General features: G+C 39.8%; 16 protein-coding genes. 4 read left to right on the forward strand and 12 right to left on the reverse strand.

The genetic code is table 11. The features are described 5' to 3' along the window. Position 1 precedes the first annotated feature (1 nt). Complete coding sequence (locus tag M2444_RS05735) at positions 2-1,507, reverse strand: hypothetical protein (protein WP_143812464.1); 1,506 nt, start codon at positions 1,505-1,507, stop codon at positions 2-4. Between the two features lie 155 nt (positions 1,508-1,662). Continuing rightward, positions 1,663-2,214, reverse strand: a complete 552-nt coding sequence (locus tag M2444_RS05740; RefSeq protein ID WP_280786497.1) for a GNAT family N-acetyltransferase — start codon at positions 2,212-2,214, stop codon at positions 1,663-1,665. A 291-nt stretch (positions 2,215-2,505) separates the two neighbouring features. On the opposite strand from M2444_RS05740, the gene M2444_RS05745 reads away from it, so the two are divergent. Next, positions 2,506-3,318, forward strand: a complete 813-nt coding sequence (locus tag M2444_RS05745; RefSeq protein ID WP_094874506.1) for an undecaprenyl-diphosphate phosphatase — start codon at positions 2,506-2,508, stop codon at positions 3,316-3,318. A 66-nt stretch (positions 3,319-3,384) separates the two neighbouring features. Here the strand turns inward: M2444_RS05745 and M2444_RS05750 are convergent, their stop codons facing one another. The 5 genes from M2444_RS05750 to M2444_RS05770 all read right to left on the reverse strand — a co-directional run bounded on the left by M2444_RS05750 (position 3,385) and on the right by M2444_RS05770 (position 7,155). After that, positions 3,385-3,978 carry a hydrolase gene (locus M2444_RS05750; protein WP_094878606.1) on the reverse strand — a complete coding sequence of 198 codons (594 nt, stop codon included), beginning with the start codon at positions 3,976-3,978 and terminating at the stop codon, positions 3,385-3,387. After that, on the reverse strand, positions 3,950-5,179 hold the full coding sequence (locus M2444_RS05755) for a multidrug efflux MFS transporter (protein ID WP_280786498.1): 1,230 nt from the start codon (positions 5,177-5,179) through the stop codon (positions 3,950-3,952). Before M2444_RS05755 ends, M2444_RS05750 begins: the two co-directional genes overlap by 29 nt. A gap of 73 nt (positions 5,180-5,252) precedes the next feature. Further along, positions 5,253-6,083, reverse strand: a complete 831-nt coding sequence (locus M2444_RS05760) for an AraC family transcriptional regulator (protein ID WP_280786499.1) — start codon at positions 6,081-6,083, stop codon at positions 5,253-5,255. Beyond that, the gene (locus M2444_RS05765) at positions 6,080-6,469 is read right to left on the reverse strand and encodes a CAP domain-containing protein (protein ID WP_094874502.1); all 390 of its coding nucleotides are present in this window, start codon (positions 6,467-6,469) and stop codon (positions 6,080-6,082) included. Before M2444_RS05765 ends, M2444_RS05760 begins: the two co-directional genes overlap by 4 nt. Positions 6,470-6,639: 170 nt before the next feature. Then, positions 6,640-7,155, reverse strand: a complete 516-nt coding sequence (locus M2444_RS05770) for a CAP domain-containing protein (protein WP_094878609.1) — start codon at positions 7,153-7,155, stop codon at positions 6,640-6,642. Between the two features lie 205 nt (positions 7,156-7,360). Here M2444_RS05770 and M2444_RS05775 point away from each other — a divergent pair, with 205 nt between their 5' ends. Continuing rightward, a complete protein-coding gene (locus tag M2444_RS05775) occupies positions 7,361-7,786 on the forward strand; it encodes a MarR family winged helix-turn-helix transcriptional regulator (protein WP_094878610.1) in 426 nt (141 codons plus the stop codon). A gap of 87 nt (positions 7,787-7,873) precedes the next feature. Continuing rightward, complete coding sequence (locus M2444_RS05780) at positions 7,874-9,280, forward strand: MDR family MFS transporter (RefSeq protein ID WP_280786500.1); 1,407 nt, start codon at positions 7,874-7,876, stop codon at positions 9,278-9,280. Positions 9,281-9,340: 60 nt separating this feature from the next. On the opposite strand, the gene M2444_RS05785 is transcribed toward M2444_RS05780, so the two are convergent. The 5 genes from M2444_RS05785 to M2444_RS05805 all read right to left on the reverse strand — a co-directional run bounded on the left by M2444_RS05785 (position 9,341) and on the right by M2444_RS05805 (position 14,615). Further along, positions 9,341-9,814: a GNAT family N-acetyltransferase gene (locus tag M2444_RS05785; protein WP_280786501.1), complete on the reverse strand. Its 474-nt coding sequence runs from the start codon at positions 9,812-9,814 to the stop codon at positions 9,341-9,343. 48 nt (positions 9,815-9,862) lie between these two features. Next, positions 9,863-10,516: a YetF domain-containing protein gene (locus M2444_RS05790; RefSeq protein ID WP_280786502.1), complete on the reverse strand. Its 654-nt coding sequence runs from the start codon at positions 10,514-10,516 to the stop codon at positions 9,863-9,865. Positions 10,517-10,641: 125 nt separating this feature from the next. Continuing rightward, a complete protein-coding gene (locus tag M2444_RS05795; RefSeq protein WP_094874496.1) occupies positions 10,642-11,880 on the reverse strand; it encodes an ATP-binding protein in 1,239 nt (412 codons plus the stop codon). A gap of 1,260 nt (positions 11,881-13,140) precedes the next feature. Further along, positions 13,141-13,890, reverse strand: a complete 750-nt coding sequence (locus tag M2444_RS05800) for a DUF4184 family protein (protein WP_094874753.1) — start codon at positions 13,888-13,890, stop codon at positions 13,141-13,143. Positions 13,891-13,910: 20 nt separating this feature from the next. Next, on the reverse strand, positions 13,911-14,615 hold the full coding sequence (locus M2444_RS05805) for a class I SAM-dependent methyltransferase (RefSeq protein WP_280786503.1): 705 nt from the start codon (positions 14,613-14,615) through the stop codon (positions 13,911-13,913). Positions 14,616-14,747: 132 nt separating this feature from the next. Between M2444_RS05805 and M2444_RS05810 the strand changes: the two genes are divergently transcribed. Beyond that, positions 14,748-15,560, forward strand: a complete 813-nt coding sequence (locus M2444_RS05810) for a helix-turn-helix domain-containing protein (RefSeq protein ID WP_280786504.1) — start codon at positions 14,748-14,750, stop codon at positions 15,558-15,560. Positions 15,561-15,614: the final 54 nt, after the last annotated feature.

Below are 15,614 nucleotides of genomic sequence, written 5' to 3' on the forward strand. Positions count from 1 at the left end.
CTCACCTCTCCACGATCGTAATAATAAAAGGACTCATATCCAGACCAGACCAGCGTACCCATGGGGTTGGCTCTGGCGCAATGCTCGTCCGCAGCAGCTTGCCGCGCAAGTCCTCCAGTTGAGGATCATCCGCAAGTACATGCCGGATTAGTAACTGGCATTCATCGGATCCATTGCTGTTCTCCGGGGCCTGTTCCTGTACAACAATCTCTGAATGAAAAAACTGCACCCATAGATCGACAGCATCTGGTGTACGTGCCCATCTAGTTAATTCCTCTGCGGTAAAAGCATCCGCAGTGAATGTAAAGCTCCCTTGCTGAGCTAGCGCATTGAACACAGGCTTCCACAATGCAACGACTTCCGTCCACGGAATCCCTTTAGGAATATATTGAACTGCCTCAGCCTCCAACTCATCTTCAAGTTCATCCATCACTACATCTGGAATAAAACCAACCTCTTGTTCCTCCCAAGCCCAGGGAAGCGGATAGACGAAATCCTGATTCGGAGCGAACAGTCCGCTGAGCAGCAATTCAAGACTATCGCCGCTTGGCAGGCCTTCATCTTTCACCCATTCCTCCCATACATGAGTACGGAAGTTAAAGCCGGAAGCTCCCCAGAATAATTCAGGGAAGTTCAATCTTAAATTGGTCTCTACCTCAAAAATATTCAGAACTACCTCAGCCAGTTCATCGTGCACACGCCTAGAAAGTTCGACCCGTTCAGAAAGAATACGAATCTCATTGAAGTCGATCACATCTTTCTCGTCATTGGCTAGCCGGGCCAGTGAACGATGAATATTATCAAAATGCTTACGTTCTTCATCGAACTGCTGATGAATCTCTTCGAGTCGCTGATGCCGAGCCACTCCGAATTCACTAAAAATATGCTTCGGATTACGGCGCAATGCATTCCGGTATTCCTGCTGTTCATGGGTCATTTTCCGGACCCGGGAAATAAGTTCATTCACATCCTGTAGCGCCCGTATCACACGACCATGCTTAATATGCATCTGAATTTCCAGCAGCTTGATGCTGATCTGGAACTCTTCAATAATCTCATGACTCATAAAAATGAGCTCCATGGCATACTCGGAGAGACGATAGATTGTTCTGCCGCTCTCTTCCCAGCTGCTGCGGGTCGCATCCTCATCCACCATGAAATACTTATATTTCTGCACAGCCATTTGCCGAGCCGCATCATCATAATAATAGGATTCGAAATCCCCACCATTTCCGCTCCAGAGCAGGCCGTCCACTAAACGTTCTACGGATTCGGTAGTCCCGAGATTCGCGATATTAAAGCGTTGCAACGCAGTCCAAGCCAGGGCTATAATATCTTCCTTGGATCTTCTCTCATTGGATTCTAGCTCCAAATAATAGACTTGTAACAAGATGCTTAAAGACACCATCTCTTTGTACGGTTGGATTTCACCAAGGTTCATGCCAGCCCCCAAGTTCCATAGGGGATTCAATCGTTTGTTTCGTTCACCAAAATCCGACCAATTCATCTTTCTGTTAACCTCACCCTCACCAAATAAAAATAAAACCCGTATACATCCGTATAGGGTTCTAAAGTACGCGAATATATGTTTCTATTATATCAATCCTTCGAAAGTTATGCTATTTTTTGTTAAACAAAATCATAGATTCTATCCACGCATTTCTACTCCGCAGAATCTGGAGTACATACCATACAATATTGCTCTAGTGTACTGTTGGGCAAGGGGATGACCTTAACCGTGCAGAACTGATAATGCTCATAGATGGGAAGATTGCTTGGCGTCTGTGTCTCTAATGTACATAATGCATTCTTCTTACGGCATTCGGCGAGCAGCGCCATCATAATCTTTGATACATATCCTTGCCCACGGTAACGTTCTTGCACAACAAGCATATCCAAATGCATATACTTCTGATCACCAAACATCGATAACCATAAGGAACTCATACTGCGTAAAGTAGTTAGTCCTCGAATAAATCCTCGCACACCAATGATTCGGCAAATCGGTAAACACTTGAGAATCGCAAGTCCAATTTGTTTCATATAGTTGACGTTCGAAATCAATGTCCCGCTCTGACGCTCCGAATGGAACACCAAGGCAACAGCTTCATAATTAGTTGACGTCGTTAGAACATCCGAATAAGGATATAACATCTCAATATAACGATGAAAAAAAATGTTTAATACGCGGAGTCTTGTTGTTTCATCAGGCAAAATATGCTGATATAGTGGATCATCCTTTGCGAAGGCTTCTGCCAGAACGCTGGCGGCTTTCGGAATGTCCTGCCGATGAATTTTAATTAATGAACTACAAATAGTTCCACCTCATTTAGTTTACTTTCGCGATAGGCTCGGTTAGTGAACAAGCCATTCAAGAATATTATAACTGGTTCAGTCAAGCCCTCATTTAAAGGGATGAACTTCGATATGGCACGATGGTTCTATTGTCATTTCTTCATTGAATGCGCTATGATTAAAAAGATTATAAAAATACTGGGAGGAAAAATGGAAGATATTATACTGTGGCTTAAATACTTGTTACTAGGATTTGTTCAGGGGGCAACTGAGCCAATCCCCGTATCCTCTAGCGGTCATTTGATCATCGCGCAGAAATTGCTAGGCTTAAAACAGAATGGGCTATCATTTGAAATCCTAACAAATACGGCTTCTCTAATTGCGATTTGCTTTATTTTCCGCAAAGATATCGGAAGATTGATCACTGGATTCATTCAATTTATTCTGACCCGCAAAGAGGAATATAAGTCAGATTTTATGTTCTCTTTGTACATTATCATTGGCACCATGCCTGCAGTTATCTTAGCCTTGTTCTTTAAGGACCAAATCGAGGAGATTTTCTCGTCTGTACACACCGTGTCCATCGCCTTGCTGGTAACTGGGGTTGCTTTATGGTTAATTCGTAATCTTCGCGGCCGTAAACAAGATGGGGACTTGAAAACGAAGGATGCAGTCATAGTCGGACTTGCCCAAGCTGTAGCTCTTATTCCTGGGATAAGTCGCTCAGGCGCAACGGTCATCTCTTCCATCGCTATGGGGATGAAGCAAGAAACTGCTTTACGCTTTTCTTTTATGCTGTATATACCGATCAGTCTGGGCGGACTTGTTATGGGTGCATCTGATATTGCCCATGACCCAAACCGGGCGCAACTAGCAATTCCATACTTCATTGCATTTATCACTACACTAATCGTCACGTATTTTTCTATGCGCTGGTTTATGGGGATTATGGCTAAAGGTAATTTGAAGTACTTCTCTTATTACTGCTTCTTGGCTGGGATACTACTCCTGATCTTCATGTAAGTACGTGATTTCAAACAAAAGCCCTCATGCTCTCTGGGATTACAGAGATCATGAGGGCTTTTCAACCTATTTTAACAGGGATATTACTTCCCCACTCGACCGAATCTTGCCGATCCTAGGGAAAATGGTTTTACACACATAGTCATGCTCTTCTTTCGTAGAAGCAGTCATTGCATCTTCCACAAAAACTTGATTGTATCCAAGCTGATAAGCTTCTCTAGCTGTCGTATCTACACCGATGGATGTGGACACACCACACAATACAATCGTATCTATCCCACGGCGCCGTAACTGCAAATCAAGATCCGTTCCGAAAAAGGCACCCCATTGACGTTTAGTAATCACATATGCGTTTTTGAAGCCAGCTAATTCAGGCACTAAGGTATCCCAGCCTTCTGGAAAGGACGCTGCATTCATATTCAAATCTGTATGAGGTCTTAACATATCTTGACCATCTAACGAGGATACTCGTACAAGAACTACAAATGCACCCTTTTCAGTAAAAGCTTGAACTAAGCTGCTCCCATTTTGAACCACCTGCGTACTTGTGTGCGGAGCCTTATTAGGACTGTGAATAATTCCATTCTGCAAGTCGATTACAACCAGTGCCGTTTTCTTTGCTTCGATACTTTCAGTTTCTGATCTCTTCAAGTCTTCCATGATCTTCTCCCCCATTTAAGTTTAGTTTTTTGTACACTTTAAAATACACCCAACCTGCATTGATCAATAGCAAAACACTCGTCACAAAAAACACATCCCGGATCCCAAACCAGGCTGCCACTTGCCCACCTAGAACCGAACCTGCAAAGGTGCCAAGATAACCTGCCGACATGTTAAAGCCAAATACTCTGCCTATAAGAGCGTCCGGTGTGATTTTCTTAACGAGAATATTCACAGAAGGGATTAATCCTCCTGCAGCTAATCCTAGCAGAAAACGAAGGCCCATTAACTGCCAAGGATTCTGAACAAACGCTTGTGGGATGAATAGAAGTCCTGCCGCAATAAGCGCAACTAATATGACTTTTTGAGCCCCTATCCGGTCAGACAGCTTTCCAAGTCGTGGAGCAGCAATGATATTAGCCAACCCTGAAGCAGAGAATGTCATTCCAGCAAGCAGAGCCACATGACTAGCACTCTTGGATAACTGAGTAACATATACCGTAATGATCGGTTCTACAGAGTATAAAGCTACGGTTAGAATAAAGAAGGTCACAAACAAGGTTAGTGTTAGGCTTTTCTCTGGAACACTGCTCCAGACTTCCTTGATACTTAGCGTCTTTTTATCTTCACGATGAAAAGATTCCTTCACGAACAAAGCCGTTGTAATGAAGGCAACCAGCATCAGTCCACCCGTAACAAAAAATGAACTTTGTAAACCCAGACTCTCTGCAATGAAACCACCAATCGTTGGGCCAAGCAAAGCTCCAGCAATACTGGCTGTTGAAAGAGTTCCTAAAGCATATCCTGCATGTTCCTTATCCGTCTGAGTTGCTATTAATGTAGTACAAGCTGTACTATAACCCGTTATTGTGCCCTGTAATAATCTTAGTGCAATTAATACATACACATTAGGCGCAAAACCCATACAGCTGATCACAATCGCCATCCCCAGACTGGCCCGCAAAAGCATTGGTTTCCGTCCGAACCTGTCTGCCGCCAGCCCCCAAATGGGTGAAAATATGGCTGAAACGATAAAGGTAATTCCAAAAGCAATACCAGAAAACTGAGCAATATAATCGGCATTATCCACGCCAAGATGCTTAATGTAAAGTGGCAATACTGGCGCAATCTGGCTCATACCTACACCCGTTACAAACATACCAAACCAGCAAACGATCAAATTCCTTTTCCACATGGACATAAAAAAGCCTTCTTTCTGCTAACAATAACAACCTCATATTAACAGTCAGATTGGCTCTATACCATGCATTATTCTAAACTCCATGGACATTTTTGCTCTGAAATTCCGAAGGGCTGATGCCTGTCATTCTTTTGAAAATTCTGCTGAAATAAAATTCATCCGTAAATCCAAGGGTTTGCGCAACCGCTTTGATTTTAATGTCTCCTTCAAGAATCAGCTCTTTCGCTTTATCAATTTTCATTTTATTAAAAAACTCAATGATCGAATAACCTGTAATCTCTTTGAATGCTCGTGATAAATAAGCAGGTGAAAGCTGTACCAACTCAGATAATTCGCTCAAGCTAACTTTCTCATTGATCTTTTGATGCATATAATTAATAATTTTTTCCACTTTTAATGAAGTGGAGTAATTTTGACTTTGTTTTTGTGTATTTTGAGCAATTGCAATAATAAGCTGCTGTAACAAAGTCTTCGCTACAAATTCATATCCTGGCAGCTTCGTATTCCAGCTCTGAATCATTTGTCTGAAGATATCTTCCACTTGATAATAATCCTTCAATTCGGATACAGCTTGCAAATGGAGGGAATCCACATCACCACTAATTCCCCATTTCTCCTCGTTCATGCTCACCTTCGCGTAGTTAAAATGAACGGACAGAAAGCATAAGGGATCTTCAGCCTCTATCTCTATTGAATGCTTAACATCTGGAGAAATATAGAATAACATACCAGCTTTAAACGAATGCCGTTTTCGCTCAATCATAAAGCTGCCCTTCCCTCCAGTCACTAAGAGAAGTTCATGATGTTGAAGGGTTCTAACGAGCTTACTCCAATTTCTCTTGGGGTCATTAAAGTATCTGTAATTACAATATAGTATGTGGAAAAATAGATTATTTATATTCATAAAAGACCTGTCCAAATGTCCGCCGAACGTTCGATCGGATCGTATTCTACGTCATATCCGAACGTTTCATTCTTTTTAGGCGTTTGTTGGGTAAAGAACTCACGACCTTTCACTTCTATAGATAAATCGCCTTCAGTCTTTATCGTAAAATTAACATTAGCGTAGCGAGCATGATTAATCGCCGCCTTAACGAGGGCAGGATCAAGTTTTACTTCATCCAACCCCATTTGTTGCCGGATTTTATTAATCGAAGCTAGTGCCTTTAGTTGCTCCGCGCTACTAGTTCCGTCAAACCATACTTTTGCAGCTTGTACCTTTGTGATATCAATCAATGGAGTGATTACCATAAGCAGAAAGACGCCTATAAGCATCCATTTTTTACGCATAGTTCCCCTCCTCAAAATTCCATATCTTGTTAGACGACATTCATCCAGAAAGGTTTCTGTAAAACAGGTCAAAAATACAAAACAAACCACTCCGTAAATGAACTTCACCTCAATGGTCAGACACACAATCAGAGGCGTATTTCATTATAGAGTGGCTTTTCTGAAATCTCTTATGGTTTCTGTATAAACAGCTGTGTCCAATAATGTTGATATCGACTAGCAGATGTTCCTCCTACATAACCAACCCCAATATCCGTAAAGCGAGGATCCAAAATATTAGCTCTATGGCCAGGGCTATTCATCCACGATCTCATTACTGCTTCAGGTGTGGCTTGGCCTTCCGCAATATTTTCTCCATAAGCACGCCAAGCTACACCAAATCGATCTAACATTTGAGAGGGGGTACCATAAGTTGGAGAGGTATGGCTAAAATAATTATTATCCCTCATATCTCTTGACTTCAAAACTGCAAGATCAGTAAGCCGAGAATTAAGAGTTAAAGCAGCAATTCCTCTACTTGTCCGTTCCTCGTTGACTAATCGAAAGACTTGCAACTCAAATGCGTTAGCTTGTCTTATATGAATCCTTGGCTGCCCTACTCTTTTCGTAACGGGACTACGTTTCGCTTTTATTCCTTTACTCAAAGAACTTTTGACTCTTCTTATTGAAGATATTCTTTGCTTCATGATTTTCCCTCCTACAATGTATTAAAAACAATATATTGTGGAAGAGGTCTTCACGCTTGTACTAAAATCTATAATTCTACTTTAAATTTTCTTAACCCTATGTACTTGATTTCTCTTTAACTTGACATGCATTAGTTACTTTATGTTAATATAAACAGATCATGAAAGTTGATATATCATCTATATTTCAATTAGGAGAGATCACATGGATTCCAAAGACCGATTAGGTTTAGTTATTCGAGATTTACACTTAGAAATAGCCAATTATTTAACAAAATTGCTTGCACCCGTTCGGCTTGCGCCTGAACAACATTTACTAATGGCGTTGTTGCTTGAGAAAGAAGGTCTATCTCAGAATGAGATTGCTAATCAACTTGGGAAGGATAAAGCCAGTGTTGCCCGAATGATCGCTAGCTTAGAGAACAAGGGATATATACATAAAGTAACAAGGACGCAAGATCGTCGGTCGGTAAATGTTTTTGTCACAGACGAAGGCAGGAAATTAGAGACTACAATCAATGAGGTGACGATCAAATTAAACGAAATTATAGCGGCAGGATTATCACCTGCAGATTACTCCACGCTAACAACTTTGTTAACCCGTGTGCAGAATAATGTAAGAGAGGCATAAATACATCTTCCTTGCTCAATAGTTGACATATCATCTTTTGCATAAAAATAATTCGAATCTATTTCTGAAAAGAGGTTTATCCTTATCATGGAATCAACAGCAGCTGTTCAAGTTAAACGTCCCGCCCTAATGGCCTTCTCACTTATGCTAGGAGCATTCGTTGGGCTATTTAGTGAAACTGCCTTAAATATGGCTTTCACCAACTTAATGGATGAATTTTCAATCAACGCCTCAACGGTTCAATGGCTAACCACAGGATATTTACTTGTATTAGGTATCCTCGTTCCGATATCCGCCCTATTAATGCAATGGTTTACCACAAGACAATTATTCACAGCATCCTTGCTATTATCTATCGTTGGTACTTTAATTGCTGCCCTCTCCCCCAATTTCACCTCCTTATTAATTGCGCGTTTAGTGCAAGCCTTGGGAACTGGTTTATTGCTTCCCCTAATGACGAACATTATTCTAATAATTTTCCCTGCACATAAACGTGGAACTGTCATGGGGATGATGGGACTTGTTATTATGTGCGCACCAGCCATCGGGCCAACTTTATCTGGTTTAATCGTGGATCATTTGGGCTGGGAGTTTATATTTTGGATCAGCTTACCTTTATTATTATTTACATTTGGATTCGGATTAACATTCATCAAAAATGTAGCCCAAATCTCTAAGCCTAAAATAGATATTTTATCCATCCTGCTTTCTACTTTCGGATTTGGTGGCATCGTATTTGGATTTAGCAACATCGCTGACCATGCTATCAGTGAAATCATTGTCTATCTTCCTCTTATCGTTGGTGTAATCAGCTTAATCCTGTTTGTTTTACGACAGTTTAAATTGGAAACGCCAATGCTAAATTTAAGAGTGTTTAAATATCCTATGTTTACAATAGGTCTTATTATGGTCTTCTTTGGAATGATGATCATTTTGTCCTCTGCCATTTTATTACCCTTATATTTAAAAGGAGGTTTATTGTTATCCGCCACAGCTGCAGGAATTTTACTCCTTCCAGGCAGTGTGATTAACGGAGCTATGGCTCCAGTGACTGGGAGAATATTTGATAAATTCGGCCCGAAGCTATTGCTGCCGCTTGGTTTCTCCATCGTAACCATTGCAGGTTTTCTATTCACAAGCAACTCTACTGAAACCAGTAGCCTGACCTTTATTTTAATACACTGCGCTATGTTTATCGGATTAGCAATGGTCTTTATGCCCGCTCAAACCAATGGCTTAAATCAATTACCCGTGAAATACTATCCGGACGGTGCTGCTGTCATGAATACACTTCAACAAATCGCAGGTGCTCTTGGTACGACATTCGCTGTTACACTAATGTCTAGCGGACAAAATCGATTCGCTAACACACATCCAACCGCTGCACAGCCTGAAGTTTTAACCGCAGGAATTACATATGCATACATATTTATCGCAGTGATTGCTGGTATAGGATTGATTTTATCGTTATTTGTGAAGCGTGTTCGGATCTAATCCTTTTAATCTAATCTAATCTAAAAAGACAGTGGACATGAACTGTCCGCTGTCAAAATTTCAATCCATATCTTTCTCATAAAATACAAAAGTTAATTTATCGTTTATTTGCTTTGTTTCTTCTGTTCGTTTATATCCTACCTTTTCATATAAATAGCAGTTTCTCTGCTCTTGTTCAATACTATCCAGATCCCATTTTTTTGCATCATTGTATTTCTGTTCAATGATTGCAAAAACCTGCTGGGCGATCCCCATTCCCTGGTATTCTGGCATAATAAATATGGGGCTGACACGGTAAGTATTATTTTCCTTTTTAACGATTCGGACACCGCCCACAGCAATATCAGAATTCTTAATCATATAATAATCTGTAAAAGACTGATTAATTCGATCAATCATTTTTTCTACGGACTCATTGGCAGGGCTGGTTTCATAATCCTTATATTTCTCCAGTAATGGCATAAAGGCTTTGACTTGCATCTGATGAATAAATTCTGCATCATCTACTCCTGCTTTACATAAAGAAATCCCCATAAAATTTATCCTCCTAAAGTTACCAACTAGTTAATTTATCAACAAGGTTTATAATTTATTTTTAGGTATGATATAGAGCGTTCCGTCTTCTTTAAATTCAGCATAGGCAACATCCTCAATGTATTTATAGCCTTGCTCCATGACCCGCTTCTGAATCTGTTCCTTGTTCATCGACCTGCCCCGCATGGACTCTTCCAGTACCCTACCTTTATCAATAACTGTAACGGAAAAAGTAGAGGACTGCTCATCTTCAGACTTACGCATAACCGACAGAGAACCATTCGTCTCGAGCAGAGCATACTTTACTTCACTTAGAGAAAAAATATTTTGTTGCCGCAGCATGAACAGTAGTTGGGTAAACTCAATATCGTATTTCTCCATCAAATCCTGATTTACTTTGCCATCGTCGATTAGCAGCACTGTCCGACCTTCCGCCATATTCCCGAATTCCACAAAATGAGTGGTCACCTTTTCAAACAGAAAAGATAAAGCAGTCCAAATAAAAAGAGCAAACAGCAGATGCCAGATCTTCACCTCATCATCGTATATCGTATTCCCTACAATCTCACTTAAAATTAATGATGACAGGAAATCGAGTGGCGTCAATTGGCTAAGTGTCTTGCGGCCAGTAATAAAGGTAATGATCCACAAACCAAAGAAGCTAATGATCAGTTTAACACCTATAGTTACAAATATATCCATTGGTGCACCTCCAGATGGGACTTCGTACAGGGTCGTTGCCCTTATGACACGAAATCCATTCATGAAAGGTATTACACACTCCTAGTGGGGGATAAACAGCAAACAAGACTCTCTGCAACTTGCCGTTATGTTGGGATGGTGATAAGGAACGTTGTGCCTTTCCCTTTTTCACTATCGACTTCAACAATGCCTTTCACTTTATCAATGGTACTATAGACCATAAGCATCCCTAGTCCCGTCCCTTCAGCTTTGGTCGAATAATACGGTTTACCGAGACGCGATATTTCTTCCTTTGTCATTCCAATGCCAGTATCGCGAATACTGATAATAATATTTTGTTTTTTTTCCGAAATATCGATGAACAGCGTACCACCGTCCTTTTCCTTCATGGCTTCGATTCCGTTTTTATAAAGATTAATAAGACATTGCTGTATTTGATTGCGATCATAATTTTTAAATAGCGAATTATTAAAACTAAATTTGACCTCTACTTTGTGCATAGTGGCATAAGGCATGATGATATTCTTAGTATATTCTGACTCCGGCTGCATGTTGGAATAGACCATATTATCGGATTGCGGCTTAGCAAATGAGAGATAGTCGCTCACGATTTTTTCAGCCCTCTGTAATTCTAATAAAGATAATTCTACGTACTGTTTCTCCTCCCTTGTGATCGTCTTCGATTTATTCAACAGCTGCAAAAAACCGCTGGTCACTGTAAGCGGGTTTCTGATTTCATGTGATACACTTGCCGCTAACTCGCTCACAACATTTAATCTTTCAGATTGCATAATTCGGTCGCGATTCTTAATATTAGTAATAATCTTTTCTATTAAGATCATATTGATACACATCACCCCGACATGGGTCGTAAAGGCATTTAAGGTGAGAAACCAATATTCCCGATTTAAACTCCCCTGTGTAAAACCTAATGTAATTAGGTAAAATCCCATCGTCAGAAAAGAAATTATTGTTGCCGCGATGATGCGACTTTTCGAATCTAGTTTTAAGAACCTTTTACTATATAGAGGGACCAGGATTAGGATTGAAGTGGCGAAAAGAAAGGATTGTAACGTACCCTCTCCCCCCACATAAAATCGATAGATATTTAAAAGGATATACAGCGGTAGAACGTTCTTGTATCCACCAAAAAGAGCCACAATAATAAACGGGACATATCTCAAATCAAAAATAAAACCCATATCGAGTTTAAAAGGTTTGGCTATACAGAGACACATCGTTACTGCCGACAGAAGAACCAGAATCTTACTATTATAAGCAAAAGCTCGATTCTCAAAGAAAATCAGAAAAATTACAATTGGAAACAATAAAAAAAAGAAATTCAAAAGCAAAGTCTCAAACAAGGGATAACTTCCTTTCAGCCTAGTGTTGCATAAAATAAAGGTTTTGAAAGCGCACTGGAAAAATACGCTAAAATAATATTATAAGTAAAGTTCCCCATATTAACTATGTATTTCTCAACCATTTTTAAAATAATAAAAAAAGGACCTGACGGCGTCCTTGGAGTGAATCAGAGCGCTGGCTCGGTTACGTTACTGGTGGCATATTATTCGGTTTTCCACATACATTCAGCTCGTTTACGTTACTGGCGGCACATTGTATTCGATTTTTCGCATACATTTGGCTCGTTTATGTTACTATCGGTACATTGTATTCGATTTTTCGCATACATTCGGCTCGTTTACGTTACCAGCGGCATATTGTATTCGATTTTTCGCATACATTTGGCTCGTTTACGTTACTTGCGGCACATTGTATTCGGTTTTTCGCATACATTCGGCTCATTTACGTTACCGGCAGCACATCGTATTCGATTTTTCGCATACATTCGGCTCGTTTACGTTACTGGAGGCACATCGTATTCGATTTTTCGCATACATTCGGCTCGTTTACGTTATCAACGGCACATTGTATTCGGTTTTCCACATACATTTAGCTCGTTTACGTTACCGGTGGCACATTGTATTCGGTTTTTCGCATATATTTGGCTCGTTTACGTTACTGGCGGTACATTGTATTCGATTTTCCGCATACATTTGGCTCGTTTACGTTACCATCGGTACATCGTATTCGATTTTTCGCATACATTTGGCTCATTTACGTTACTGGCGGCACATTGTATTCGGTTTTTCGCATACATTTGGCTCGTTTACGTTACCAGCGGCACATTGTATTCGGTTTTTCGCATACATTCGGCTCATTTACGTTACCGTCGACACATTGTATTCGATATTTCGCATACATTCGGCTCGTTTACGTACCGGAAGCTCATCCTATTCGATTTTTCGCATACATTCGGCTCGTTTATGTTACTATCGGTACATTGTATTCGATTTTTCGCATACATTCGGCTCGTTTACGTTACCGGCGGACATTGTATTCGGTTTTCCACATATATTTGTCCGTAAGCTCGACTAAAACATGCATTTCGAAGGATATAAGGTCCCCTTAGCCAGCAGTTGAATATAGACCATTCATTGAATTCGTTTCACATTTCTCCGCAGTCTTGAAATTTTATAAATTCTATTATTGCAAAAAACAACCAATGAATGCTTTAATGATGCGATGATATTCTTACTCGTAATTTATTTAACGAATTATGATTATTTTGTCTTTTGTAAACCTCTTATTATGATCGATACAAGCAGTATTCCTAAATATCCCCCTGTAATAGGCGAAACCACAAAAATACCAATTATATTCCTGCTCGAACTAAAAAGTAACTTCATACTGGTTACAGCTACAGCTACAACAACTACTGATGTCCAGAAAATAACTTTTTGTTTTGTTGTTACTGTTGGCATTATCGTTACCGTTTCATGGTGTCGATACAAAGAACTAATTATCATCCAGATTAGCAAGAGTAATCCGGATACCGAAAAAGAATGCTGAAGTATTTTATAAAGAGGTAAATTATAAATCATTAATTCTCTTAGAGGAGAATATCGCTCAACAAAGTAACCATTAAAATGCGTAAACCCGTCGATGAACACATGTGTTAAGAAACCAATAATCACAGATAGGATAAACACTACCCAGCCCTTAGAATTCAAACTCCACTTGCTCAAGGTATTGTATGCTCGTTGATCGATATTATAGTTTGAAGGAAGATGCAATACTAAAATCTCCTTAACGATACTATGGAAAATCACGGCAAGGATCACACATAGGGGAATCGCCTGCAAAAATAGTCCTGTTAGAGAATGTCCTATACTTTGATAGGGCTCAAGCATAATAAAATATTCAAAATCAGGTGACATACTTCCTAGAATCAAGCCGGTAGCACTAAAATATTTTGGTTTCACATATTTAAACGGAAGTGCAAAAATAGGATGAGCAAAGGTAAAAGGCATAATCATCTCCTAGTGTTTTTTTATAACTTCTTAGCAACAAAGGTAATAGAGTCTGTTGTCAGTTTTACAGCTTGTCCTTTTCTTTCAATTTCATATTCTAATTGTTTTACAGATTGTTGTTGAACTTCCCATCCAGTGTACTGATCAACTAATAATTTCATCATTTGCTCTGTAGATAAATTCACTTCAAACATTGGATCTAATTCCTGTCCATTTATAAGGTTTACCTCTTGTATGTTCGATCCGATAATAATGCAATTGGTCCCATTTGTTTTTGTTCCATAAATCATTTCATTAAGTTTTCTGTGAAGTACCTTCTCCGAACTTACATGTTCCAAAGAAGACACTGCTAAAATAATGTCATACTCCTCCTTATCGATAACGAAATGTTCAATGTCTGATAATCTTGTCACAATAAAGGGTTCGACCCCAAATTTCTGACTATAACTCTCTAATTTTTCTATGGCCGACTCTAATAAATCCACGCAAACAACCTTACCATTTCTGTTTTTCAAGAATTCTGCTATGGGTATACTATTCCTACCAATCCCAGCTCCTAAATCTAATACACTTAAGTTTTCTTGATCTCTGTATTCTTCTAATAGATCAATTACCGTCTTTACGGGTCTATGTAGCCAGGAACCTGGCTCGAACAAATTATAACTATCGTAACACAAGTCATGATATCTCTTCTCTTCCGTTCTTATATTCGCTACTCTGTCCATACCACACCTCGAGCTTTCCTTATTACATATTTTAAAGTAAGCATTGTACTGCGTTCAGATAAAACCTAAAATACTATATATATAGGATTTTTTAATATTACACACTATGAACCCCCTATGATAAGGAAGGAGATGGTTAACATAGAGCCTACTCATCTACCACATCATAGCTATATCCACGCAACGGAGCTAGCTATTCAATACATGAAGGAGCATCTTGATGAAGAAATAACTTCAGAACAACTCGCTCATCTGGTTGGTTACAGCGCCTATCACTTCACGAGAATATTTAAGCAGGTAACAGGAATTTCACCACGCCAATATTTGTCCGCCTTGCGTATGGAATCAGGTAAACAAGCGTTACTGAAACAACCTTCGTTGCTAATGAAGATTATCCTCTCGATCGGCTTCCGAAGTACCGGCTCCTTCAATCATCGGTTCAAGCAATTCGTTGGCCTATCGCCTAAGAAGTTTGCAGCCACCTCTTCTGAACTAGCCTCCCATATGAATCAGTATGAACACACACCCTTAACATCTGACACACTGCCATTCTCACCACGCATGTACATTCGCTGTCAGCTAGAGACACCACCGGATTTTCGCGGTCTATTATTTGTAGGGCTGTTTCCACGCCCCATTCCTGATCAGAAACCAATCATCGGCACTGCACTCAATATGCGCAATCGCGAATGCCTATTTACTGATATCACACCTGGTACGTATTACATACTTGCAGCAGGTATTCCTTGGAGTCGTAATCCTGTTGACTATTTTAAGCTGGATGCATGTTTGCGAGGTAAAAATGATGAGCCTGTTGAAGTGGATCATACAACGAAGTTGCACGTAAAGATCCTCTTAAGGGACCCGCTCCCCTATGATCCACCAATCGTCGTTAATTTACCTCTGCTATTGTTTGAGAAATTTAACCGAAAGAGAGCAAACTAGAAGACTTTACAAGCTAAATAATCCCATATACTTAATCCAATTGATAGTAATCTT

Origin of the sequence: Paenibacillus sp. PastF-3 (genome assembly GCF_029893135.1) — a bacterium.
Taxonomy (GTDB): domain Bacteria; phylum Bacillota; class Bacilli; order Paenibacillales; family Paenibacillaceae; genus Paenibacillus_AQ; species Paenibacillus_AQ nitricinens.

Bases quoted from the DNA above. Each gene is read 5' to 3' on its own strand.
- M2444_RS05775 (WP_094878610.1), top strand. From the start codon at position 7,361: ATGGATTCCAAAGACCGATTAGGTTTAGTTATTCGAGATTTACACTTA.
- M2444_RS05810 (WP_280786504.1), top strand. From the start codon at position 14,748: ATGGTTAACATAGAGCCTACTCATCTACCACATCATAGCTATATCCAC.
- M2444_RS05780 (WP_280786500.1), top strand. From the start codon at position 7,874: ATGGAATCAACAGCAGCTGTTCAAGTTAAACGTCCCGCCCTAATGGCC.
- M2444_RS05760 (WP_280786499.1), bottom strand. From the start codon at position 6,083: ATGAATATAAATAATCTATTTTTCCACATACTATATTGTAATTACAGA.
- M2444_RS05785 (WP_280786501.1), bottom strand. From the start codon at position 9,814: ATGGGGATTTCTTTATGTAAAGCAGGAGTAGATGATGCAGAATTTATT.
- M2444_RS05800 (WP_094874753.1), bottom strand. From the start codon at position 13,890: ATGCCTTTTACCTTTGCTCATCCTATTTTTGCACTTCCGTTTAAATAT.
- M2444_RS05750 (WP_094878606.1), bottom strand. From the start codon at position 3,978: ATGGAAGACTTGAAGAGATCAGAAACTGAAAGTATCGAAGCAAAGAAA.
- M2444_RS05765 (WP_094874502.1), bottom strand. From the start codon at position 6,469: ATGCGTAAAAAATGGATGCTTATAGGCGTCTTTCTGCTTATGGTAATC.
- M2444_RS05770 (WP_094878609.1), bottom strand. From the start codon at position 7,155: ATGAAGCAAAGAATATCTTCAATAAGAAGAGTCAAAAGTTCTTTGAGT.
- M2444_RS05755 (WP_280786498.1), bottom strand. From the start codon at position 5,179: ATGTCCATGTGGAAAAGGAATTTGATCGTTTGCTGGTTTGGTATGTTT.
- M2444_RS05805 (WP_280786503.1), bottom strand. From the start codon at position 14,615: ATGGACAGAGTAGCGAATATAAGAACGGAAGAGAAGAGATATCATGAC.
- M2444_RS05735 (WP_143812464.1), bottom strand. From the start codon at position 1,507: ATGAATTGGTCGGATTTTGGTGAACGAAACAAACGATTGAATCCCCTA.
- M2444_RS05790 (WP_280786502.1), bottom strand. From the start codon at position 10,516: ATGGATATATTTGTAACTATAGGTGTTAAACTGATCATTAGCTTCTTT.
- M2444_RS05745 (WP_094874506.1), top strand. From the start codon at position 2,506: ATGGAAGATATTATACTGTGGCTTAAATACTTGTTACTAGGATTTGTT.